Source organism: Streptomyces sp. SCUT-3 (genome assembly GCF_014083985.1).
In the GTDB taxonomy this organism is placed as follows: Bacteria; Actinomycetota; Actinomycetes; order Streptomycetales; family Streptomycetaceae; genus Streptomyces_H; species Streptomyces_H thermolineatus.
On record NZ_CP046907.1, the window covers coordinates 1783974 to 1806990 of the forward strand.

15 protein-coding genes and 1 pseudogene are annotated in these 23017 nt (G+C 73.6%); 9 read left to right on the top strand and 7 right to left on the bottom strand.

Going from position 1 to position 23017, the window contains the following annotated elements; all coding sequences use genetic code 11:
* The first annotated feature begins 508 nt into the window (after positions 1 to 508).
* The 4 genes from GQS52_RS07715 (at position 509) to glgB (ending at position 8724) form a co-directional block, all read left to right on the top strand.
* Positions 509 to 2647 carry an alpha-1,4-glucan--maltose-1-phosphate maltosyltransferase gene (locus tag GQS52_RS07715; RefSeq protein WP_182312645.1) on the top strand — a complete coding sequence of 713 codons (2139 nt, stop codon included), beginning with the start codon at positions 509 to 511 and terminating at the stop codon, positions 2645 to 2647.
* Positions 2644 to 4353, top strand: coding sequence for a maltose alpha-D-glucosyltransferase (gene treS, locus GQS52_RS07720; RefSeq protein ID WP_182312648.1), 1710 nt, complete (start codon positions 2644 to 2646; stop codon positions 4351 to 4353). The genes GQS52_RS07715 and treS overlap by 4 nt, the downstream gene beginning before the upstream one ends.
* Positions 4354 to 4763: 410 nt before the next feature.
* Positions 4764 to 6266: a maltokinase gene (locus GQS52_RS07725; protein ID WP_182312650.1), complete on the top strand. Its 1503-nt coding sequence runs from the start codon at positions 4764 to 4766 to the stop codon at positions 6264 to 6266.
* 94 nt (positions 6267 to 6360) lie between these two features.
* Positions 6361 to 8724 carry a 1,4-alpha-glucan branching enzyme gene (glgB, locus tag GQS52_RS07730; RefSeq protein WP_182312652.1) on the top strand — a complete coding sequence of 788 codons (2364 nt, stop codon included), beginning with the start codon at positions 6361 to 6363 and terminating at the stop codon, positions 8722 to 8724.
* A 172-nt stretch (positions 8725 to 8896) separates the two neighbouring features.
* Here the strand turns inward: glgB and GQS52_RS07735 are convergent, their stop codons facing one another.
* Complete coding sequence (locus GQS52_RS07735; RefSeq protein WP_259371064.1) at positions 8897 to 10324, bottom strand: cation:dicarboxylase symporter family transporter; 1428 nt, start codon at positions 10322 to 10324, stop codon at positions 8897 to 8899.
* 101 nt (positions 10325 to 10425) lie between these two features.
* Positions 10426 to 10677 (bottom strand): hypothetical protein, encoded by a 252-nt coding sequence (locus GQS52_RS27590; RefSeq protein WP_259370643.1) that lies wholly within the window; start codon positions 10675 to 10677, stop codon positions 10426 to 10428.
* On the opposite strand from GQS52_RS27590, the pseudogene GQS52_RS07740 reads away from it, so the two are divergent.
* Positions 10559 to 12136: pseudogene (locus GQS52_RS07740) on the top strand (ATP-binding protein); the annotation flags it as partial. The gene GQS52_RS27590 and the pseudogene GQS52_RS07740 overlap by 119 nt on opposite strands.
* A 91-nt stretch (positions 12137 to 12227) precedes the next feature.
* Positions 12228 to 12908 carry a response regulator gene (locus tag GQS52_RS07745; RefSeq protein ID WP_182312656.1) on the top strand — a complete coding sequence of 227 codons (681 nt, stop codon included), beginning with the start codon at positions 12228 to 12230 and terminating at the stop codon, positions 12906 to 12908.
* A gap of 65 nt (positions 12909 to 12973) precedes the next feature.
* Here the strand turns inward: GQS52_RS07745 and GQS52_RS07750 are convergent, their stop codons facing one another.
* Both GQS52_RS07750 and GQS52_RS07755 read right to left on the bottom strand, forming a co-directional pair.
* The gene (locus GQS52_RS07750) at positions 12974 to 13999 is read right to left on the bottom strand and encodes a 6-phosphofructokinase (RefSeq protein WP_182312658.1); all 1026 of its coding nucleotides are present in this window, start codon (positions 13997 to 13999) and stop codon (positions 12974 to 12976) included.
* Between the two features lie 49 nt (positions 14000 to 14048).
* On the bottom strand, positions 14049 to 15068 hold the full coding sequence (locus GQS52_RS07755; RefSeq protein WP_182312660.1) for a 2-hydroxyacid dehydrogenase: 1020 nt from the start codon (positions 15066 to 15068) through the stop codon (positions 14049 to 14051).
* A 182-nt stretch (positions 15069 to 15250) separates the two neighbouring features.
* On the opposite strand from GQS52_RS07755, the gene pta reads away from it, so the two are divergent.
* The 3 genes from pta to pyk all read left to right on the top strand — a co-directional run bounded on the left by pta (position 15251) and on the right by pyk (position 20280).
* On the top strand, positions 15251 to 17374 hold the full coding sequence (gene pta, locus GQS52_RS07760; RefSeq protein ID WP_182312662.1) for a phosphate acetyltransferase: 2124 nt from the start codon (positions 15251 to 15253) through the stop codon (positions 17372 to 17374).
* A gap of 149 nt (positions 17375 to 17523) precedes the next feature.
* Positions 17524 to 18747 carry an acetate kinase gene (locus GQS52_RS07765; protein WP_182312664.1) on the top strand — a complete coding sequence of 408 codons (1224 nt, stop codon included), beginning with the start codon at positions 17524 to 17526 and terminating at the stop codon, positions 18745 to 18747.
* A 108-nt stretch (positions 18748 to 18855) separates the two neighbouring features.
* Positions 18856 to 20280 (top strand): pyruvate kinase, encoded by a 1425-nt coding sequence (gene pyk / locus GQS52_RS07770; RefSeq protein WP_182312666.1) that lies wholly within the window; start codon positions 18856 to 18858, stop codon positions 20278 to 20280.
* Positions 20281 to 20376: 96 nt separating this feature from the next.
* Here pyk and GQS52_RS07775 read toward each other — a convergent pair whose 3' ends face one another.
* The 3 genes from GQS52_RS07775 to GQS52_RS07785 form a co-directional block, all read right to left on the bottom strand.
* A complete protein-coding gene (locus GQS52_RS07775; RefSeq protein WP_346268230.1) occupies positions 20377 to 21531 on the bottom strand; it encodes a hydrogenase expression protein HypF in 1155 nt (384 codons plus the stop codon).
* Between the two features lie 127 nt (positions 21532 to 21658).
* Complete coding sequence (locus GQS52_RS07780) at positions 21659 to 22189, bottom strand: DUF6114 domain-containing protein (protein ID WP_182312671.1); 531 nt, start codon at positions 22187 to 22189, stop codon at positions 21659 to 21661.
* A 119-nt stretch (positions 22190 to 22308) separates the two neighbouring features.
* Positions 22309 to 22926: a DUF6230 family protein gene (locus GQS52_RS07785; protein ID WP_182312673.1), complete on the bottom strand. Its 618-nt coding sequence runs from the start codon at positions 22924 to 22926 to the stop codon at positions 22309 to 22311.
* Between the last annotated feature and the right edge of the window lie 91 nt (positions 22927 to 23017).

Genomic DNA, 23017 nt, shown 5'->3' on the forward strand with positions numbered 1-23017 from the left:
CGGGTTCCGGTTCCCCCGGCGTGCCTCCGCGCGCCCCGGCGCGGTCGGCTGCACCTGCTCCGCGCCCGCGGGCCCGGCGCACGCGGCGGGGTCACGACACGCCACCCGTCCGGACGTTTCATCACATTCGTAGTATCGACCACTCGGGTGACGGCGATTCGCCGACGGGGAGGCCCGAAGAGTGCCGCCGGCGGCCCGCGGGGCCCTGGCTCCCCGGACCTGCGCTCCGGTACGGGCTGCGCAACCCCGGACGGTGATGCGAGTATCGCTCTTGGTAGTCCTCCGGCGATTCGGCTCACGAGGCGGTACGCCTTGGCACGTTATGCCCTTTTTCTACCGGTACGCTACGTTCGCCCGCCGTCGGCCGTCGACGCGGGAAGCACACCCGTAACCGGTCGACGGGTTGGCGGGCGGCGTACCCCGGGCAGGCTCAACGGAGCACACGTTGCGGACCCTGTCTCACCCCCCACGCCCTCGATCCCCGATGCGGACGCGGACAGGAGCGGTCATGCCAGCAGGAACCGACGCCACGGAGCGCAGCGCCCGACGCGCGCCCGCCAGGAAACGCACCGCCTCCCCGGCCTCCCGGCCACCGGGGCAGGACACCGTCGGCCGGATCCCCGTCCTGGACGTCCGTCCCCTCGTGGAGTGCGGGCGGCTCCCGGCCCGCGCCGTGGTGGGCGAGACCTTCACGGTCACCGCCACGGTCTTCCGCGAGGGGCACGACGCCGTCTCGGCCAACGTGGTCCTGCGCGACCCCAGGGGCAGGCCGGGGCCGTGGACCCCGATGCGCGAACTCGCCCCGGGCACCGACCGGTGGGGCGCCGAGGTGACGCCCACCCGCGAGGGCCGCTGGACCTACGCCGTCGAGGCGTGGAGCGACCCGGTGGCGACCTGGCGGCACACCGCCGGCATCAAGGTGCCCGCCGGGATCGACGTCGAACTCGTGCTGGCCGAGGGCGCCGAGATCCACGAGCGGGCGGCCGCCGGGGTGCCCAAGAAGCACGGGCGGGCCGCCGTCCTGGACGCCGTCGACGCGCTGCGCGACACCGGGCGCCCGCCGTCCGCCCGCCTGGCCGCGGCCCTCGCCCCCCAGGTGGACGAGGCCCTGGCCCGCCACCCGCTGCGCGAACTGGTCAGCTCCTCGGCGCCGCTCCCCCTGCGGGTGGAGCGCAGGCGCGCCCTGTTCGGCTCGTGGTACGAGATGTTCCCCCGCTCCGAGGGCGCGGTCGTGGACCCGACGGGGCAGCACCCCCCGGTCAGCGGCACCCTGCGCACCGCCGCCGAACGGCTGCCCGCAGTCGCCGCCATGGGCTTCGACGTGGTCTACCTGCCGCCGATCCACCCGGTGGGCCGGACGTTCCGCAAGGGCCCCAACAACTCGCTGTCCGCGGGCCCCCACGACGTCGGCTCCCCCTGGGCGATCGGCTCCCCCGACGGCGGGCACGACGCGGTCGCCCCGGAGCTGGGCACGATCGAGGACTTCGACCGCTTCGTGGCGCGGGCCGCCGAACTGCGCCTGGAGGTGGCGCTGGACTTCGCCCTGCAGTGCTCCCCCGACCACCCCTGGGTCACCGAGCACCCCGAGTGGTTCCACCGGCGCCCCGACGGGTCGATCGCCCACGCGGAGAACCCGCCCAAGAAGTACCAGGACATCTACCCGATCGACTTCGACCGGGACATGGACGGGCTGGTGAAGGAGACCTGCCGCGTCCTGCGCTTCTGGATGGGCCACGGGGTGCGGATCTTCCGCGTGGACAACCCGCACACCAAGCCGGTGGTGTTCTGGCAGAGGGTCATCGCGGACGTCAACGGCACCGACCCGGACGTGATCTTCCTGGCCGAGGCCTTCACCCGGCCGGCCATGATGCACACCCTGGCGAAGATCGGCTTCCAGCAGTCCTACACCTACTTCACCTGGCGCAACACCAAGGACGAGCTGACCGAGTACCTCACCGAGCTGTCGGGCGAGGCCGCGGGCTGGATGCGGCCCAACCTCTTCGTCAACACCCCCGACATCCTGCACGCCTACCTCCAGCACGGGGGCCGCCCCGCGTTCGAGGCCCGCGCGGTGCTCGCCGCGACGCTGTCGCCGACCTGGGGCGTCTACGCCGGCTTCGAACTGTGCGAGAACACCCCCGTGCGCGAGGGCAGCGAGGAGTACCTGGACTCGGAGAAGTACCAGCTGCGCCCGCGCGACTGGGCCGCCGCCGAGGCGTCGGGGAACTCCCTCGCCCCGCTGATCACGCGGCTGAACCGGCTGCGCCGCCGCCATCCGGCGCTGCAGGAGCTGCGCAACCTGCGGTTCCACCACGCCGACAACGACGCGGTGATCGTCTACTCCAAACGCAGCCGGATCCCCGACCCCGACGGGGAGGGGACCGCCTCCGGCACCGGGACCGACACCGTCGTGGTGGTCGTGAACCTCGATCCGCACCACACCCACGAAGCCACTGTCTCGTTGAACCTCGCGGAACTCGGCCCGGCGCCCGAACAGGGAAGGGCCGGCGGCTCCTTCGCCGTGCGTGACGAACTCACCGGCGAGACCTACCACTGGGGCCGCCAGAACTACGTACGGCTCGGGCCCGGCCGCTCCCACGTCCTGTCCCTGCGGCCGTCCTCACCCATCGGAGGGTCACCCAATTGACCGTCAACGAACCCGTCCACGACACCTTCGAGGACACGCCCGCCAAGGACCGTGACCCCGACTGGTTCAAGCGCGCCGTCTTCTACGAGGTCCTGGTCCGCTCCTTCCAGGACAGCAACGGCGACGGCGTGGGCGACCTCAAGGGCCTCACCGCCAAACTGGACTACCTGCAGTGGCTGGGCGTGGACTGCCTCTGGCTGCCGCCGTTCTTCAAGTCCCCGCTGCGCGACGGGGGCTACGACGTCTCCGACTACACCTCCGTGCTGCCCGAGTTCGGCGACCTCGCCGACTTCGTGGAGTTCGTCGACGCCGCCCACCAGCGCGGCATGCGCGTGATCATCGACTTCGTGATGAACCACACCAGCGACCAGCACGAGTGGTTCCAGCAGTCGCGCAGCGACCCCGACGGCCCCTACGGGGACTACTACGTCTGGGCCGACGACGACAAGCAGTACCAGGACGCCCGGATCATCTTCGTCGACACCGAGGCGTCCAACTGGACCTTCGACCCGGTGCGCAAGCAGTACTACTGGCACCGCTTCTTCTCCCACCAGCCGGACCTGAACTTCGAGAACCCCGCGGTGGTCGAGGAGATCCTGGCCGCCCTGCGGTTCTGGCTGGACCTGGGCATCGACGGCTTCCGGCTGGACGCGGTGCCCTACCTGTACGCGGAGGAGGGCACCAACTGCGAGAACCTGCCGCGCACCCACCAGCTGCTCAAGCGGGTCCGCGCCGAGATCGACGCCCACTACCCGGACACCGTGCTGCTGGCCGAGGCCAACCAGTGGCCCGAGGACGTCGTCGACTACTTCGGCGACTACGCCAAGGGCGGCGACGAGTGCCACATGGCGTTCCACTTCCCCGTCATGCCGCGGATCTTCATGGCGGTGCGCCGCGAGTCCCGCTACCCGGTCTCGGAGATCCTGGCCAAGACCCCGGCCATCCCCTCCGGCTGCCAGTGGGGCATCTTCCTGCGCAACCACGACGAGCTCACGCTCGAGATGGTCACCGACGAAGAGCGCGACTACATGTACGCGGAGTACGCCAAGGACCCGCGGATGCGGGCCAACATCGGCATCCGCCGCCGCCTGGCCCCGCTGCTGGACAACGACCGCAACCAGATCGAGCTGTTCACCGCCCTGCTGCTGTCCCTGCCCGGCTCGCCGATCCTGTACTACGGCGACGAGATCGGCATGGGCGACAACATCTGGCTCGGCGACCGCGACGCGGTGCGCACCCCCATGCAGTGGACCCCGGACCGCAACGCCGGCTTCTCCTCCTGCGACCCGGGGCGGCTGTACCTGCCGACCATCATGGACCCGGTCCACGGCTACCAGGTGACCAACGTCGAGGCGGCGATGAGCTCCCCCAGCTCACTGCTGCACTGGACCCGGCGGATGATCGAGATCCGCAAGCAGAACCCCGCCTTCGGCCTGGGCACCTACACCGAACTGCCCTCCAGCAACCCGGCGGTACTGGCGTACCTGCGCGAGTACGGGGACGACCTGGTGATGTGCGTGAACAACTTCTCGCGCTTCGCCCAGCCCACCGAGCTGGACCTGCAGGCGTTCGACGGCCACCACCCGGTCGAGCTGATCGGCGGGGTGCGCTTCCCCGCCATCGGCCAGTGGCCGTACCTGCTCACCCTGGCGGGCCACGGCTTCTACTGGTTCCGGCTGCGCCGCGACACCGCCGGGACGGCGTAGGAGCCCCCGCCGTCCCCCGCCGTCCCCCGCCGGCCGCGGCCCCCTCCGCCGCCGGCCCCCGCCGCACCCGCTCGTCCCGCCGCCGGGACCGCGGAGACCGGCCGCCTGCCCGGAACCGAACCGGTTTCTGACGGTCCGTCCCGGGCAGGCTACCCCTTGCCGGACGGCCCCGACCGCACCGCGCGAACCCCGCGGACCCGGCCGCCCGCACTCCACGCCCGCCCCGCCCGGCCGTTCGCGCCGGAGCGTCCCCGCCGGTGCGGACACCCCGTCCGCCCCCGCGTGCTTTACGCCAGTTGCACCACCTGGACGGCCGAACCTCGTCCGACACGAAGCCCCGTTGCCGGACAGCCGCCGCCGCAATCCGGGAGGCTCGCCCTGCGCGATCGGCTCCCCGGGGAAAGGACGTCATGTCGGACACTTCCTGGACCCTTCACGTCCCGGCCGCTCCGCACCTGTCCGCCGGTACGACGATGAACGCGCTGGCCCCCCTCCTGCACGACTGGCTGCCACGGCAGCGCTGGTTCGCCGGCAAGGGGCACCGGATCACCGGGTTCTCCCTGCGCTCGGGGACCGAGCTGCTACCCGTGGGCGGCACCGGCCGCACCCCCGGACTGCTCCACCTGCTGGTCGAGGTCGAGCAGGCCGCGGCCGCCCAGCACTCCGGCGACCGGCCGCCGCCCCGGCACAGCGACTGCTACCAGCTGCTGCTGGGACTGACCGGCGTCCTGGCGCCGCACCTGGCCCACGCCCGGATCGGCCGGCCCGAGAGCGGGCCGCTGGAGGGGCTGACGGTCTACGAGGCCATGCACGACCCCCGCCTGGCGGGCCTGCTGCTGGAACGGCTGCGGGCGCCCGGCTCCCTGGGCGGGCTGCGGTTCCGCCGTTCCGCGGGCTCGGCCGTGCCCGCGGGACTGACCCCGCGGTTCAGCACCGCCGAGCAGTCGAACACCTCGATCGTCTACGGGGACTCCTGCATCCTCAAGCTGTTCCGCCGGATCAGCCCGGGCCGCAACCCCGACCTGGAGCTGACGCTCGCCCTCGCCCGGCAGGGCTGCTCGCGCGTGCCCGCGCCCACCGCCTGGTTCGAGACCGTCCGCCCCCGGGGCGACCGGGGCGAGCCGACCACCCTGGGCGTGCTGCAGCACTACCTGCCCGGCGCCCTGGACGGCTGGGACTGGGGGCTGGCCGCCGTCGACACCGTGCTGGGCGACCGCAGGGACCGTTCCGGCGACGAGGCGTTCACCGCAGAGTCGTTCCTGCTGGGCCGGGCCACCGCCGAGGTGCACAGCGCCCTGGCCCGCGCCCTGCCCGGCGCCGTGCTGCACCGGCCGCAGCTGGAGGCGCTGGCCGCGGGCATGGCCGAGCGCCTGGACGCGGCGGCCGCGGCCGTCCCCGCGCTGGTGCACCACCGCGCCGGGCTGCGCACGGCCTTCGCCGACCTGGCCGACCTCGGCAGACGAGGGCGGGCGGTGACCGCCCAGCGCATCCACGGCGACCTGCACCTGGGCCAGACCCTGCGCACCGAGGACGGCTGGAAGCTGATCGACTTCGAGGGCGAGCCCGCCCGCCCGCTGGCCGAGCGGCGCATGCCGCAGCCGGCAGTGCGCGACGTGGCGGCCATGCTGCGCTCCTTCGACTACGCGGCCCGCTGGTCCGAGATGACCGCCGAACGGCCCCCCGATCCCGGTGCGTGCGCGCGGGCGGCCCGGTGGGCCGAGGTCAACCGGGCCGCCTTCTGCGCGGGCTACGCCGAGGCCGGCGACCACGACCCGCGCGACGAACACGTGCTGATGCGCGCCTTCGAGACCGACAAGGCCGTCTACGAGGTGCTGTACGAGGCCCGGAACCGGCCGTCGTGGCTGCCGATCCCCCTGGCCGCCTGCGCGCGGCTGGCCGCCGCCCGCAGGTGACCGCGGGCCGGGCGCCGGCGGCGGCCGCCCCGCCCACCGTTCCCACCGGACCCGCAGCCGCCCGGCTGCGGCCCCCCACAAGGAGGACCCGACCGTGACCCCGCGCTCCCCGTCCCGCCACACCGCAGGCGCCAAGGCCACCCGGACGGTCCGGCCGCCCCAGGCGTTCCTCCCCCAGCGCACCCCGGCCGAGGGGCCGCCGCCCGGGGCCGCCGCCGGGCCGGACGCGCTCGCCCCCGCCCCGGTGGACGAGGGGGAGCTGCGGCGGGTCCTGGAGGGGACCCACCACGACCCCCACTCCTTCCTGGGCGTGCACCCGGCGCCCGGCGGGCTGCTCGCCGTGCGGGTGCTGCGCCCGTTCGCCGAGCGGGTCGAGGTCACCGCGGGCGGGACGCGGGCCGTGCTCACCCACCACGGCGACGGGCTGTTCACCGGCCTGCTGCCGGCCGGCGCCCCGCCCTCCTCCCGCCTGACGGTCACCTACGGGGGGACCGCCCACGAGACCGGCGACCCGTACCGCTTCCTGCCCACCCTCGGCGAGCTCGACCTGCACCTGATCCGCGAGGGCCGGCACGAGGAGCTGTGGAAGGCCCTGGGCTCGCGGGTGACGAGCGAGACCGCTCCCGGCGAGGACGCCCCCGTCACCGGCACCCGGTTCACCGTCTGGGCGCCCAACGCCCGCGGGGTCCGCCTGGTGGGCGAGTTCAACCACTGGGACGGCACCGCCCACCCCATGCGGTCCCTGGGCGCCTCCGGGGTGTGGGAGCTGTTCGTCCCCGGGCTGGGCGAGGGGACGCTGTACAAGTACGAGATCACCGGCCCCGACGGGCACCGCAGGACCAAGGCCGACCCGATGGCGCGGGCCGCCGAGGCGCCCCCGGCGACCGCCTCGGTGGTGACCGTCTCCCGCCACGAGTGGGGCGACGAGGAGTGGATGCGCGCCCGCGGCGCGCGCCCCGTCCACGAGGCGCCGTTCTCCGTCTACGAGCTGCACCCGGCCTCCTGGCGGCCCGGGCTGACCTGGCGCGACCTGGCCGAGCAGCTGCCCGCCTACGTCAAGGACCTCGGCTTCACCCACGTGGAGCTGATGGGGGTGGCCCAGCACCCCTTCGACGGCTCGTGGGGCTACCAGGTCACCTCCTACTACGCCCCCGACTCCCGCCTCGGCGGCCCGGACGACTTCCGGTACCTGGTCGACTCCCTGCACCGGGCCGGCATCGGCGTGATCATGGACTGGGTGCCGGCCCACTTCCCCAAGGACGACTGGGCGCTGGCGCGGTTCGACGGCACCACACTGTACGAGTACGCGGACCCGGCCAAGGCCGAGCACCCCGACTGGGGCACCCTCGTCTTCGACTACGGCCGCACCGAGGTGCGCAACTTCCTCGTCGCCAACGCCGTGTACTGGTGCGAGGAGTTCCACGTCGACGGGCTGCGGGTGGACGCGGTGGCGTCGATGCTCTACCTGGACTACTCGCGCGAGTACGGCCAGTGGTCCCCCAACCGCGACGGCGGGCGGGAGAACCTGGAGGCGGTCGCCTTCCTGCAGGAGATGAACGCCACCGTCTACCGCCGCTGCCCCGGGGTGGTGACGATCGCCGAGGAGTCCACCGCCTGGGACGGCGTCACCCGGGCCACCCACCACATCGGCCCGGGCGGCTTCGGCGGCCTGGGCTTCGGGCTGAAGTGGAACATGGGGTGGATGCACGACTCGCTCGGCTACGTCTCCCACGAGCCGGTGCACCGCAAGTACCACCACCACGAGATGACGTTCTCCATGGTCTACGCCTACTCGGAGAACTACGTGCTGCCGATCTCGCACGACGAGGTCGTGCACGGCAAGGGCGCTCTGGTGGCCAAGATGCCCGGCGACTGGTGGCAGCGGCGCGCCAACCACCGCGCCTACCTGGGCTTCATGTGGGCCCACCCGGGCAAGCAGCTGCTGTTCATGGGGCAGGAGTTCGCCCAGGGCGGCGAGTGGTCGCACCGCGACGGCCCGGAGTGGTACCTGACCGACGACGCGCACTTCGCCGCCGGGGACCACCGGGGGGTGCGCGACCTGGTGCGCGAGCTCAACCGGGTCTACGCCGCCACGCCGGCGCTGTGGGAGCGGGACACCTCCCCGGAGGGCTTCTCCTGGATCGACGGGGACGCCGCCGAGGACAACGTCTTCTCGTTCCTGCGGTACGACGCCTCCGGCGACCCTCTGGTGTGCGTCAGCAACTTCTCGCCCGTGGTGCGCGAGGACTACGTCGTCGGGCTTCCCGGACTGCCCGGGGCGCCCGGCGGGGGCGGGGCCTGGCGCGAGGTGCTCAACACCGACGACACCGCCTACGGCGGCAGCGGCGTGGGCAACCCCGGCACGGTCGCGGCCGAGCCGCTCGGCGCGCACGGCAGGCCGACCCGCGTCCGGCTGACCCTGCCGCCGCTGGCCACCCTCTGGCTGCGCCCGGCCTGAGGCCGGGAGCCGGACGCCGGGTGCCCGGATGCCGGGAGCCGGACGCCGGGTGCCCGGATGCCGGGAGCCGGATGCCGGGTGCCCGGGCGCACGGCCGCCGGGGCCGGACCGGGAGGCAGCCCGGTCCGGCCCCGGCGTCGGGGCGGTGGAGGTGGCGGAGCCGGTCAGCCGGTCAGCCGGCCACTCCGGCGGTCTCCGGGCGTCCGGCCCGGCCCGCGGCCTCCTCGCCGCCGGGGGCGGCGGGGGCGTCGTCACCGGGGGCGCCGTGGTCGTCCACCAGCGTGCGCTCGTCGAAGGGCAGCTCGCCCGCGAAGACCCGGCGGGCCTGCTCGCGGTCGAACTCCTTGGTCCAGGTGCCGATCAGCACGGTGGCCACCGCGTTGCCCGCGAAGTTGGTCAGGGCGCGCGCCTCGGACATGAAGCGGTCGATGCCGACGATCAGGCCGACGCCGTCGACCAGTTCGGGGCGGTGCGACTGCAGGCCGCCGGCCAGGGTGGCCAGGCCCGCGCCGGTCACGCCGGCCGCGCCCTTGGAGGCGATGATCATGAAGACCAGCAGGGAGACCTGCTCGCCGACGCTCAGCGGGTCGCCCATCGCCTCGGCGACGAACAGCGAGGCCATGGTCAGGTAGATCGCGGTGCCGTCCAGGTTGAACGAGTAGCCGGTGGGCACGGTGATGCCGACGACCGGGCGGGAGACGCCCACGTGCTCCATCTTGGCGATCAGCCGCGGCAGCGCCGACTCCGAGGAGGAGGTGGACAGGATCAGCAGGAACTCGCGGCCCAGGTACTTCAGCAGGGAGAAGATGTTCACCCCGGTGAAGACCTTGAGGATCGCGCCGAGCACGACGAAGACGAAGACGGCGCAGGTCACGTAGAAGCCGAGCATGATCACCGCGAGGCTCTTCAGCGCGTCCAGGCCGGTCTCGCCGACGACCGCCGCGATGGCCCCGAAGGCGCCGACCGGGGCCACCCACATGATCATCGCCAGGACGCGGAAGACCAGCTTCTGGATGTGCCCGATGCCGCGCAGCACCGGCTCCCCGGCCCTGCCCATGGCCTGGAGGGCGAAGCCGACCAGCAGCGCCACCAGCAGGGTCTGCAGCACCTCGCCCTCGGTGAAGGCGGAGACCAGGGTCTTCGGGATGACGCCCAGCAGGAAGTCCACGGTGGTCTCGCCGCCCTCGGCGACCTGGGACTGCCCGGCGTCCTTGACCGCCTCGGTCAGCCGCAGGCCCGAGCCGGGGTGGAGCACGTTGCCGACGACCAGGCCGATGGCCAGGGCCACGGTGGACATCAGCATGAAGTAGCCGAGCGCCAGGCCGCCGACCGCACCGACCTTGGCGGCCTTGCGGACCGACCCGACGCCGAGCACGATCGTGCAGAAGATGATCGGCGAGATCATCATCTTGATCAGGTTGACGAAGCCGGTGCCCAGCGGCTTGAGCTCCACGGCGACGCCGGGCGCGGCGAAGCCGACCACGATGCCGAGCACCACGGCGGCGATGACCGCGACGTACAGGTAGTGGGTGCGGTCCTTGCGGCGCACGGGCACCGCCTCCTCCGCACCGGGCCCGGTGGCCGCCCTGGTGTCCTTCACCGACACGTTTGCTCTCCTTCTGTCCGACGCCGTCCCTGCGTCCCCCGGAGTTCGGCTGCGGTGACTATGCGCGCCGGAGGTGACGCCGGTCACCGTTGTGTTCATTGCGTGCGCGGCATCCGCGCGGCACGGATCCGGACCGCCGGGTGCAGACTGGGGGCCATGCCGCACCTCCTGTCCCGGTTCCTCCGCGTCCGGCTGCGCCCGCGCAGCCTGGCGGGCCAGCTGTTCGCGATGCAGGTCGTGGTGGTGGCCGCGGTGCTCGCCGGGTGCTCGGTCCTCGCCTGGCTGGACGCCCTCTCCCAGGCGGAGGAGACCGCGCAGGGCCAGGTGACGGCCGTCGCGGAGTCCATGGCCGCCTCCCCCACCGTCCGCGCGGCCGTGTCCGCCGACGACCCCACCGCCGTCCTGCAGCCCTACGCCGAGCAGGTGCGGCGCGCCACCTCGGTGACCTTCGTCACGGTGATGGCCCCGGACGGCACCCGGTACACCCACCCGAACCCGGAGGAGATCGGCGGGCGGTTCGTCGGCCACACCGCTCCCGCGTTGGCGGGGCGCACCTTCACCGAGACCTACACCGGCACCCTGGGCCCCTCGGTCCGGGCGGTCGCCCCGGTGCGGGACGGCGGCCGGATCACCGCCCTGGTCAGCTCCGGCATAGCGGTGGAGACGATCAGCGCCCGGGTCAGCCGCCGGGTCGTGGTGCTGGTCGCGGTGGCGGCCGGCGCGCTGGCCGCGGGCGGCACCGCGACCTACGTCGTCAACGCCCGGCTGCGCCGCCACACCCGCGGCATGGGCGCCGCCGAGCTGGGCCGGATGTACGACTACCACCAGGCGACGCTGCACGCGGTGCGCGAGGGACTGGTCCTGCTCGACGCGGACCGCCGGGTGGCGCTGTGCAACGACGCCGGCCGGGAGCTGCTGGGACTGCGCGAGTCCCCCCAGGGGCGCGGCGCGGCGGAGCTGGACCTCCCCGAGTCGCTGACCGGGGCCCTGCTGGCGGACGAGCCGCGGGTGGACGAGGTGCACCTGACCGCCGAGCGGGTGGTGGTGGTCAACACCGCCCCCGTCCGGTCGCCGTCGCGCACCGGCACGGTGGTCACCCTGCGCGACCACACCGAGCTGCAGGCGCTGGCCGGGGAGCTGGACTCGGTGCGCGGCTTCAGCGAGGCCCTGCGCGCACAGGCCCACGAGGCGGCGAACCGGCTGCACACCGTGGTCTCGCTGATCGAGCTGGGCCGTGCGGACGAGGCCGTGGAGTTCGCCACCGCCGAGCTGCGGCTGGCCCAGGAACTGACCGACCAGGTGGTCCAGTCGGTCGCCGAACCGGTGCTGGCCGCGCTGCTGCTCGGCAAGGCGGCGGAGGCGAACGAGCGCGGCGTCGAACTGGTGGTGACCGGGGACAGCCGGATCGACGACGGGGTGATCCCGCCGGCGCTGGGCGCGCGGGACCTGGTGACCGTCCTGGGCAACCTGGTCGACAACGCGGTGGACGCGGCGATCGAGGGCACCGACCGGGGGCGGGGGCGCCCGCGGGTGACGGTGACCGCGCGCACCGGGGACGGCGAGCTGCTGGTGCGGGTCGCGGACACCGGCCGCGGGGTGGACCCGGACGAGATCGGGGAGGTCTTCCGGCGCGGCTGGTCGACCAAGGGGCCCGGTGCCGGCGGCGGCGGGCGGGACGGCTCCGGTTACGGTTCCGGCGACGGTTCCGGCGACGGCTCCGGGGGGCCGGGCCGGGTGCACGGCCGCGGCCTGGGGCTGGCCCTGGTGGCCCAGGCCGCGCGCCGCAACGGCGGGACGGTGACCGTGGGACGGGAGGTCGGCGCGGTGTTCACCGTCCGCATCCCCTGGAGCCCTCCTCCGGCCGCCCGGCCGGCACCGCGGCCGAGGGGGGCGGCGCGTGATCGAGGTGCTGGTCGTCGAGGACGACCTCCTGGCCGCGGACGCCCACCGCGCGTACGTGGAGCGGGTGCCGGGCTTCACGGTGGTCGGCACCGTCCACTCGGGGGGCGACGCGCTGCGGTTCGTGAGCCGGCACGGGCCGGTGGACCTGGTCCTGCTCGACCTGTACCTGCCCGACGGCCACGGGCTGCAGGTGGTGCGCAACCTGCGCGCGGCCGGCCACACCGCGGACGTGATCGCGGTGACCTCGGCCCGCGACCTGGCCGTGGTCCGCCGGGCGGTGTCGCTGGGCGTCGTGCAGTACCTGCTCAAGCCCTTCGCCTTCCCCGCCCTGCGGGACCGGCTGGAGCGCTACGCGCGCTTCCGCGACACCCTGCACGGGGGCGAGGCGGCGGGCCAGGACGAGGTGGACCGGGCGCTGTCCGCGCTGCGCACCCCGGGCGCTCCGGTGCTGCCGAAGGGGCTGAGCGCGCAGACGCTGACCGCCGTGCGGGACGCGCTGCGCTCGGCGCCGGAGGGCCTGTCGGCCGGGGAGGCGGGAGCGGCCGTGGGCGTCTCGCGGATCACCGCCCGCCGGTACCTGGAGCACCTGGTGGAGACCGGCCGGGCGGTGCGCAGCCCCCAGTACGGCCAGGTCGGCCGCCCCGAGCTGTGCTACCGCTGGTCGGGGGCCGGATAGGCCCGCGGGCGGGCCGGCAGTCGGCCCAGGGGCCCGGGGGACGGGCCGGGCCGGCGTCGGGCCGGTCAGAAGACGGACTCGGCCTCGGCCATGCGGTCCTCGGGGACGTGCTTGAGCTCGGCGACGGCGTCGGCGAGCGGGGCGAGGACGATGTCGGTGCCGCGCAGCGCGGTCATGTGGCCGAAGGCCCCCTTGTGGACCGCCTCCACCGCGTGCCAGCCGAACCGGGTGGCCAGCACGCGGTCGTAGGCGGTGGGGGTGCCGCCGCGCTGGACGTGGCCGAGGATGACGGTGCGGGCCTCCTTGCCCAGCCGCCTCTCCAGCTCGACGGCGAGCCGGTTGCCGATGCCGGTGAACCGCTCGTGGCCGTACTGGTCGATCTCCCCGTGCTCGAAGGGCATGGTGCCCTCGGCCGGGGAGGCGCCCTCGGCGACGACCACGACGGCGAACTTCTTGCCGCGGGCGAAGCGCTCGCGCACCATCGCGCAGACGTCCTCGGGGTCGAAGGGCCGTTCGGGGACGAGGATGCCGTGGGCGCCGCCGGCCATGCCGGACTCCAGGGCGATCCACCCGGCGTGGCGGCCCATCACCTCGACCACCATGACGCGCTGGTGGGACTCGGCGGTGGTCTTGAGGCGATCGATGGCCTCGGTGGCCACGCCGACGGCGGTGTCGAAGCCGAAGGTGCGGTCGGTGGCCGAGATGTCGTTGTCGATGGTCTTGGGCACGCCCACCACCGGCATGCCCGCGTCGGAGAGCATCCGGGCGGCGGTCAGGGTGCCCTCGCCGCCGATGGGGATCAGGGCGTCGAGCTCGTAGGTGCGGCGCAGCTGCTCGCAGTCCTCGGCGGCGGCGCGCAACCGGGCGCGCTCGAGGCGCGCGGAGCCGAGGATGGTGCCGCCGCGGGCGAGGATGCCGCTGACGGAGTTGAGGTCCAGGGGCCGGTAGCGGCCCTCCAGCAGTCCCTTGAAGCCGTCCTCGAAGCCGATGATCTCGTCGTGGTGCTCGGTGATGCCCCGGTGCACCACCGAGCGAATGACAGCGTTGAGGCCGGGGCAGTCGCCGCCCGCGGTGAGGATTCCGATGCGCATGGTGGTGTCTCTCTCCTGGGAGGGCTGTGCGGGTCGTGGGGCCCGGAGGCTACCGGGAGGGCGGCCGGCCGGCGGGGACGAGCACGTTCTCGCCGGCGCGGCCCGCGAGCCAGTCCCGGACGTTGCCCGCCGTGGCGCCGACGATCTGGCCGACCGCGTCCCGCGTGAAGTAGGCCTGGTGGGAGGTGACCAGCACATGGGAGAACGTCATCAGCCGGGCCAGGGTGTCGTCGGTCATCACTTCGAGGGACTTGTCGAGGAAGAACAGCCCCGCCTCCTCCTCGTAGACGTCCAGGGCGACGCCGCGGAGCCGGCCGCGGCGCAGGGTCTCCACCAGGGCGGCGGAGTCGATCAGGCCGCCGCGTCCGGTGTTGACGAGGACGGCGTCGTCCTTCATCAGCGCCAGGGCGCGCGCGTCGACCAGGTGGTGGGTGGCGGGCACCAGGGGCACGTGGAGGCTGACGACGTCGGCCTTGGAGAAGAAGGTCTCCCGGTCGGTGTACTTCATGCCCAGCGCGGTGCAGGCGGGGTTCTCGGCGACGTCCCAGCCGAGCAGGCGGCAGCCGAAGCCGTGGGCGATCCGGGCGAAGCACTCGCCGATCTTCCCGGTGCCGGCCACTCCGACGGTGAGGCCGTGCAGGTCACGCCCCATCAGTCCGTCGAGGCGGAAGTCGAAGTCGCGGGTGCGGTGCACGGCCCGCACCACGCGGCGCTCGACCGCCAGGGCCAGGGCCCAGGCGAACTCGGCGACGGAGTGGGGCGAGTAGCGGGAGACCCGGGCCACGGTCAGGCCGAGTTCCTCGGCGGCGTCGAGGTCGATGTTGTTGTGGCCGGTGGAGCGCTGGGCGACCATCCTGGTGCCGCCGCGGGCGAGGACGGCGAGGACGCCCGCGTCCAGGACGGAGTTGACGCTGGAGCTGACGACCTCGTAGCCGGCCGCCAGGGGGGCGGTGTCGTGGTCGAGGGCGGCGGCCAGGCAGCGCACGGAGGGGCCGCCGGGGACGGCGTCGAAGGCCGCCTCCAGCAGGGGCCGCTCGTCGGTCTGCACTCCGAATGCCAGGATTTCCACAGGTCTCTCCGGTCCGCTCGGGTCCCGCTCCCGGCGGCCCTGTCGGGTTCGCTCCGGCGGGCGCGACGGAACAATCCTTACCGGTATTGTCAAGAGATAATCGCACCCTCCTTGGTGGATCTTTTGCTGTCAAACCGGGACACCGAATCCGGTCGGCGCGGAAGACGGAACGGAGACCACGCGTGGCGCGCAGTGTGTATGTGACGGGCACGGAGCGGGGCGACGGCCGCCAGGTCGTCGAGCTGGGGGTGATGGAGATCCTGACCCGGCAGGTGGACCGGGTGGGCCTGTTCCGCCCCCTCTTCCACGGGACGGACGGCCGGCGCGAACCGGACCACGTCGTCGACCTGCTGCGCTCGCGCTACCGGCTCTCCCAGCCGCCCGGGCGGATCTACGGCATGTCCTACGAGGAGGCCGCCGCCCTCCAGGCCGAGGCGGGCCTGGACGAGCTGGTCGCCCGCCTGGTGGAGCGGTTCCGCGCCACCGGGCGGGAGTACGAGGCGGTGCTCGTCCTCGGCACCGACTTCGCCGACACCAACCTCCCCTCCGAGCTGGCCTTCAACGCCCGCCTGGCGAACGAGCTCGGCGCCCCGGTGCTGCCGGTGGTCGGCGGCAGCCGCGAGAGCGCCGCGGCGGTGGCCGACGAGGTGCTCAACGCCCACCACGCCTACGCCTCCCTGGGCTGCGACGTGCTGGCGATGGTCGCCAACCGGGTCGCGCCGGACGAGCGCGACGCGGTCCTGGAGCGGCTGCGCACCCGCCTGCCCGTGTCCGTCCACGTCCTGCCCGAGGACTCCTCCCTGGCCGCGCCCACCGTCGCCCAGGTGGTCGAGGCGGTCGGCGGCGAGGTGCTGCTCGGCGACGCGGCCGGGCTGGACAGGGACGTGCGCGAGATCGTCTTCGGCGGGGCCATGCTGCCCACCTTCCTCAAGGCCCTGACCGAGGGCTGCCTGGTGGTGACCCCCGGGGACCGCTCGGACCTGGTCGTCGGCGCCCTCGCCGCGCACGCCGCCGGCTCACCGCCGATAGCCGGCGTGCTGCTGACCCTGGGCGAGCGGCCCGGACCCGACGTCCTGGCCCTGGCCGCCCGGCTGGCCCCCGGCACTCCCCTGGTCTCCGTCTCCGCCAACAGCTACCTGACGGTCACCCAGCTGTCCTCGCTGGAGGGGAGGCTGACCGCGGACACCCCGCGCAAGGCGGAGACCGCGCTGGGCCTGTTCGAGCTGTACGTGGACACCGCGGAACTGGCCGACCGGATGTCGGTGGCTCGCTCCGCCCGGGTCACCCCGATGATGTTCGAGCGCGAACTGCTGGAGCGCGCCCGCGCGGACCGGCGCACCGTCGTCCTGCCCGAGGGCACCGAGGAGCGCATTCTGCGCGCCGCCGAACTGCTGCTGCGCCGCAACGTCTGCGACCTGGTCCTGCTCGGCGGCGAGGACGCCGTCCGCAAGCGGGTCGCCGAGCTGGGGGTGGACCTGGGGCTGGACTCCGCCCCGGACGGCCGGGCCCGCGCGGTGGTGGTCGACCCGCGGACCTCGCCGCTGCGGGAGCGGTTCGCACAGTTGTACGCGAAACTGCGCGCCCACCGGGGCGTGACCGTCGAGGCCGCCCGCGACACGGTGGCCGAGGTGAACTGCTTCGGCACCCTGATGGTCCGGGAGGACCTGGCCGACGGCATGGTCTCGGGCGCCGCGCACTCCACCGCGGACACCGTCCGCCCGGCGTTCGAGGTCATCAGGACCGCCCCCGGGGCGGCGATCGTCTCCTCGGTGTTCTTCATGTGCCTGGCCGACCAGGTCCTGGTCTACGGCGACTGCGCGGTCAACCCCGACCCGGACGCCGAGCAGCTGGCCGACATCGCCGTGCAGTCCGCCGCCACCGCCGCCCGCTTCGGGGTGGAGCCGCGGGTGGCGATGCTGTCGTACTCCACCGGCACCTCCGGTTCGGGGGTGGACGTGGACAAGGTCCGCAAGGCCACGGAGCTGGTCCGCGAGCGCCGCCCCGACCTGCTGGTCGAGGGGCCGATCCAGTACGACGCGGCGGTCTCCGCGGAGGTGGCCGCGGCCAAGCTGCCCGGCTCCCGGGTGGCCGGGCGGGCCACCGTGCTGGTCTTCCCCGACCTGAACACCGGCAACAACACCTACAAGGCCGTGCAGCGCTCGGCCGGGGCGGTCGCGGTCGGCCCGGTGCTGCAGGGCCTGCGCAAGCCGGTCAACGACCTCTCCCGCGGGGCGCTCGTGCAGGACATCGTGAACACCGTCGCCATCACCGCCGTCCAGGCGCAGGACTCGGAGCGGAACGGGTGAACGCGGAACGGGTGAACGCGGGGCGGGCGGGCGCGGGGCGGGCGGGCGCGGGACGGGCGGGCGCGCCGGCGGATCCGGGGGTGAGCCCCGCCGCGGACCGGGCAGGCGAGCGTACGACCGAGGTGGACCGGACGGCCGAGGACGGCACAGTGACTGCGACCCCAACGGCGGGCACCCGCGTGCTCGTCCTCAACTCCGGCTCCTCGTCGGTGAAGTACCAGCTGATCGACATGGCCGACGGCTCCCGGGCGGCAGCCGGGCTGGTGGAGCGGATCGGCGAGCGGACCGGCCGGGTGGTGCACAACCCGCCCGCCGGCGGCGGCCCCCGGCGTATCACCGAGGGGCCCGTGGCCGACCACGCGGCGGCCCTGCGCGCGGCGGCCGGGGAGCTGGAGCGCGACGGCCTGGGCCTGGACTCCCCGGAACTGGCCGCCGTGGGGCACCGGGTGGTGCACGGCGGCACCCGCTTCACCGGGCCGACCCTGATCACCGACGAGGTCCTCGCGGCGATCGGGGAGCTGGTGCCGCTGGCCCCGCTGCACAACCCGGCCAACATCGCCGGCATCGAGGTGGCCCGCGCACTGCGCCCGGACCTGCCCCAGGTGGCGGTCTTCGACACCGCCTTCCACACCACGCTCCCCGAGTACGCGGCCCGCTACGCGATCGACCGGGCCGTCGCCGACCGGTACGGGATCCGGCGCTACGGCTTCCACGGCACCTCGCACGCCTACGTCTCCCGGGCCGCGGCCGAGCTGCTGGGCCGCCCCGTGGAGGAGACCAACACCGTCGTGCTGCACCTGGGCAACGGCGCCAGCGCCTCGGCGGTGGCCGGCGGGGTGTGCGTGGAGACCTCGATGGGGCTGACCCCGCTGGAGGGCCTGGTGATGGGCACCCGCTCCGGCGACGTGGACCCCGCGGTGGTCCTCCACCTCGCCCGGGCCGGCGGGATGGACGCCGACGGGATCGACGACCTGCTCAACCGGCGCAGCGGCCTGGTGGGCCTGTGCGGCGACAACGACATGCGGGAGATCGGCCGCCGCATCGGCGAGGGGGACGAGGCCGCTCGGTTGGCGTTCGACGTCTACGTGCACCGGCTGCGCAAGTACGTCGGCGCCTACTGCGCGGTGCTCGGCCGGGTGGACGCGGTGGTCTTCACCGCCGGCGTGGGGGAGAACTCGCCGGCGGTGCGCGAGGCCGCGCTGCGCGGCCTGGACGCGTTCGGCATCGAGGTCGACCCCCTGCTCAACTCCGTGCGCGCGAAGGCCGCCCGGCTGGTCTCGACGCCGTCCAGCAGGACCGCGGTGGCCGTGGTCCCCACCGACGAGGAACTGGAGATCGCCCGCCAGACGTACGCGCTCGCCGGCCCCCGGTAGGGCCGGCTGCACGGGCCGCGCCACGGGCGCGCCCCGCCGGAGACAACCGCCACAAGTTACCCGTCAGAAAATTCCGCAGCGGAACAAACCCTCGATAGGATCCTCCCCATGCGCCGAGCCAAAATCGTCTGCACCCTGGGCCCCGCCGTCGACTCCTACGATCAGCTCAAGGCACTGATCGAGGCCGGCATGGACGTGGCCCGCTTCAACATGAGCCACGGCTCGCAGCCCGAGCACGAGAAGCGCTACCGCAAGGTGCGCCGCGCCTCGGAGGAGACCGGCCGCGCCGTCGGCGTGCTGGCCGACCTCCAGGGCCCGAAGATCCGCCTGGGCCGGTTCGCCGAGGGGCCGGTGACGGTCGAGGCGGGCGACACCTTCACCATCACCACCGAGGACGTCCCCGGCGACCAGGAGACCTGCAGCACCACCTACAAGGGGCTGCCCGGCGACGTGAAGCCGGGCGACCCGGTCCTGGTCAACGACGGCGCGGTGGCCCTGGAGGTCGTCGAGGTCGACGGGCCGCGGGTGCGCACCCGGGTCGTCGAGGGCGGCGTGCTGTCCAACAACAAGGGCATCAACCTGCCCGGCGCGGCCGTCAACGTCCCCGCCCTGTCCGAGAAGGACAAGGAGGACCTGCGCTTCGCCCTGCGCATGGGCGTCGACATGGTCGCCCTGTCCTTCGTGCGCAACGCCGCGGACGTCGACGACGTGCACGCGGTCATGGACGAGGTCGGCATCCGCAGGCCGGTCATCGCCAAGATCGAGAAGCCGCAGGCCGTGGAGGCGATGGAGGAGATCGTCCTCGCCTTCGACGGCGTCATGGTGGCCCGCGGCGACCTGGCCGTGGAGTACCCGCTGGAGCGGGTGCCGCTGGTGCAGAAGAAGCTGATCACGCTGTGCCGCCGCAACGCCAAGCCGGTGATCGTGGCGACCCAGATGATGGAGTCGATGATCAGCTCCTCGCGCCCGACCCGCGCCGAGGCCTCCGACGTGGCCAACGCCATCCTGGACGGCACCGACGCGGTGATGCTCTCGGCCGAGTCCTCGGTCGGCAAGTACCCGATCGAGACGGTCCGCACGATGTCCCGCATCGTCGAGGCCGCCGAGGAGGAGCTGCTCTCCCTCGGCCTGCAGCCGCTCAACCCGGGCCGCAAGCCGCGCACCCAGGGCGGCTCGGTGGCCCGCGCCGCCGCCGAGCTCGGCGACTTCCTGAACGCGAAGGCGCTGGTGGCCTTCACCGTCTCCGGCGACACCGCGCGGCGGCTGTGCCGCTACCGCTCCCCCATCCCCGTGCTGGCCTTCACCACCGACGCCGCCACCCGCGCGCAGCTGGCCCTGAGCTGGGGCGTCGAGGCGTTCGTGGCGCCCTTCGTGAAGGACACCGACGCGATGGTCGCGCAGGTCGACCACGACCTGACGCGGCTGGGCCGGTTCGACGAGGGCGACACCGTGATCGTCACGGCCGGCTCCCCGCCCGGCACCCCCGGCTCCACCAACATGGTCCAGGTGCACCACCTGGGCACCCTGCGGTAGCGCCCCGCGGCGGCCGGCCGCGCACACGAAGGCGCCGGGCGCCGGGACCCCTCGGGGTTCCGGCGCCCGGCGCCGTTTCGCGGCTCCCGGACGGGCTCAGTCGTTGTACAGGCGCATTCCGGGGATCTTCAGCGTGCCGCCGAACTGGCCGGCCTGCACGACCGTCACCTTGGTGAAGAACGCCTCGGGGACGTTGAGCGGGGGCGGGCTCTCGGGGCTGAAGGTGACCGGGATCAGCCCGAAGAGGTTGCCCTTGAGCGACTCGGTGTACATGGTCACCGTGCCGTTGCGGATCTCCGAGGTCGAACCCTTGCGTGCCTGGACGTGGTAGGTGACGCCGCCGCCGCCGTCGACCAGCTGGTGCAGGTCGCGGATGTCGACGCCGCTCGCGGTGAACTTCAGGACGTCCTTGACGGTCCCGTTCGCCGTCCTGACCTTCACGATCCCCTTGTAGTCCAGACCGTGCAGGGCCAGCAGGCTGGTCTCCAGGGTCCAGGGGCGGTCCGGCAGGAGGGTGGGGGTCTTCTCGTACTCGGCGTCGGCCAGGGCCTCGGCGTCGTAGGTGGGGCAGGGGTAGGGCTGCTTGCCGTCGGCCTGCTCCGGCTCCGTCGCGTCCGCGGACTCCGCGGGCCCGGCGGACTCCGCGGGCTCCACGGGTTCGGCGGACGCGGCGTCCTCGGCGGCCTGCCGCGCGGCGTCGCCCGCGGTGTCCGCGGCGTCCTTCGCCGCGTCCCCGGCCTTCTCCGCAGCGTCGCCGGCCGGGTCACCGGTGCCCTCCTGCGGGGCGGTGGCGCTCGGCGAGGGAGAGGCCGCGGCCTCCTCCCCGGCGGGCTCCTGCGGCTCGTCGCCCTTCGGGCCGCCCTCGAAGAAGTCCTTGATCGGGTCGATGATCGGGTCGAGCAGCCCGGTGCGCCCGTCCTCCTCGGCGGCCGCCTCCTGCTGCTGCGCGTCCTCCTGCGCGGGGGCGGTCGGCGAGGCGGTCGGGGCCGGGGCCTCTCCCGCTCCCCCACCGCCCGTACTCGCGCCGGGCCGCGGTGCCGTCCCGCCGCCCGACGGCTCCTGCGCGGCCGGCGCCGAGGCTCCGGCAGAGGGGGCCGCGGGGGCCGGGGTGGCCGACTGCGTCTCCTCCTCCTCCGGCGGCCGGTCGGGCTGGGTCACGCACGGGCCCGGCGCGAAGGGGTTCTCCGGCAGCTCGTCCGCCTGGGCGAGCTTGGGGGTCAGCCCCATGCCCATCAGAACCGCGGTGGGCATGGCCGCGAGTGCGATCGCCCTGCCCGTCGGGACCTGCAGGCGGGTCAGCAACGACTTCCTGGGGGCCGCGTGCCGCGGCCCCGGCCCGGTGGCGCGGGCCCGGCCGTCCGGCGCCGCTTGCGCCTCGTCACCCCGCACGGTGCCTCCCGTTCGTAGACTCGTCGTCCGCCCCGGGGCCTGCCGCGGCCTTCTGGAGCGTGAATCCTGCGCTGTCGTTCGGTGTGCTCTCGTCGTGCTCCGCGGGGGCGTCGGCCTCCGCGGCCGGTCGGGGCGGGACCCAGGACAGGGCCAGGGCGCCGCCGAGCAGGGCCAGCAGGAACCCGATCACGAAGCCGCCGATGTTGGAGACCACCAGGGAGACCAGGGCCAGGAGGATCGCGGCGACCCCGGAGAAGGTGCGCACCAGGGGCTGGAACCACATGGTCAGGCCCAGCACCACCAGCAGGACGCCGATGATCAGGGAGCCGGCCCCGGCGGTGGTGGCCATCCGGATGCTCAACTGGCCGAGGGTGAGGTTGGCGTAGGGGAAGTACGCGATCGGCAGCCCCCCGAGAAGGGTCAGCAGCCCCGCCCAGAACGGGCGCTGCCACCGCCACGTCCGGAAGGAACGGCGCCAGCTGCCGAGGCGGTCACTCAGTTCTTGCGACTCGGCACTCATGGAAATGCATCTCCCTGGGACTGTCGATCGGTCGAACCGGGACATGGCCTGTCCGGTCGCTGAGGGGGTGCGGCGCGGGCGGAGGCACCCAGGGCTCCCCGCCCGCGCCGCTCAGTGCATCAGTAGCACTCGTGCTTGCCCTTGAGGACCTTCATGTTCAGGCCCGAGAGCTTGAAGGTTCCCGCGGTGGTCGCCCACGCGGTCTGCTTCACATCGGTCAGCACGACGCTCTCCGCCTGCTGGGAGAACGACCCCGGCAGGGCGGCGTCGCCCTTCTTGACACCCGGGCCCTTGGTGGTGGACCCGACGGCCGTGCCGATGTCGATGTTGGTGAACGTGGCATCGGCGGACAGGGTGTCCAGGTCGATGTAGAGGTTCTTGGCCTCGACCGGGTCCTTCCCGCCACCCGCGCCCAGGTTCAGCGACACGTCGCCGAAGCCGGGAACGGGGAGCACCACGGACTGGCACAGGTTCTTGATCGTGGCGCTGTCGAACGCCGAGACCGCGACCGGCACCTTCTCGCCGTTGTGCTTGGTGTCCAGCGCGCCGTACTGGACGAAACCGTTTCCGTCCAGACGCTCCGCGGCGACCTTGAACTGCTGCCCGGAGACGCTGAACGAGGCCGCGAGCGCGCCCTGTCCGAGCGCCACACCGATCGCGGCGGTCGCCGCGACGCTGGGCACCATGACGACTGCGAACCGCTTCCACTTGGTGCGGCCACGAGCCATAGACTCCATGACTTTCCTCCTTCTCGGACGTACATCTCCGGTGGAGGCCCGTTGCGGGCCGCGAATCCACCTGGGATGGGAGAAGAGCTACGTCCTCGGG

Excerpts from the sequence above, each read along its gene's own strand:
- GQS52_RS07715 (WP_182312645.1), top strand. The coding sequence starts at position 509 with ATGCCAGCAGGAACCGACGCCACGGAGCGCAGCGCCCGACGCGCGCCC.
- GQS52_RS07725 (WP_182312650.1), top strand. The coding sequence starts at position 4,764 with ATGTCGGACACTTCCTGGACCCTTCACGTCCCGGCCGCTCCGCACCTG.
- GQS52_RS27590 (WP_259370643.1), bottom strand. The coding sequence starts at position 10,677 with ATGGACTCCGCGACGGCCGTCACCTGGCCCTGCGCGGTCTCCTCCGCC.
- GQS52_RS07750 (WP_182312658.1), bottom strand. The coding sequence starts at position 13,999 with ATGCGCATCGGAATCCTCACCGCGGGCGGCGACTGCCCCGGCCTCAAC.
- pyk (WP_182312666.1), top strand. The coding sequence starts at position 18,856 with ATGCGCCGAGCCAAAATCGTCTGCACCCTGGGCCCCGCCGTCGACTCC.
- GQS52_RS07775 (WP_346268230.1), bottom strand. The coding sequence starts at position 21,531 with ATGCCCACCGCGGTTCTGATGGGCATGGGGCTGACCCCCAAGCTCGCC.
- GQS52_RS07780 (WP_182312671.1), bottom strand. The coding sequence starts at position 22,189 with ATGAGTGCCGAGTCGCAAGAACTGAGTGACCGCCTCGGCAGCTGGCGC.
- GQS52_RS07785 (WP_182312673.1), bottom strand. The coding sequence starts at position 22,926 with ATGGAGTCTATGGCTCGTGGCCGCACCAAGTGGAAGCGGTTCGCAGTC.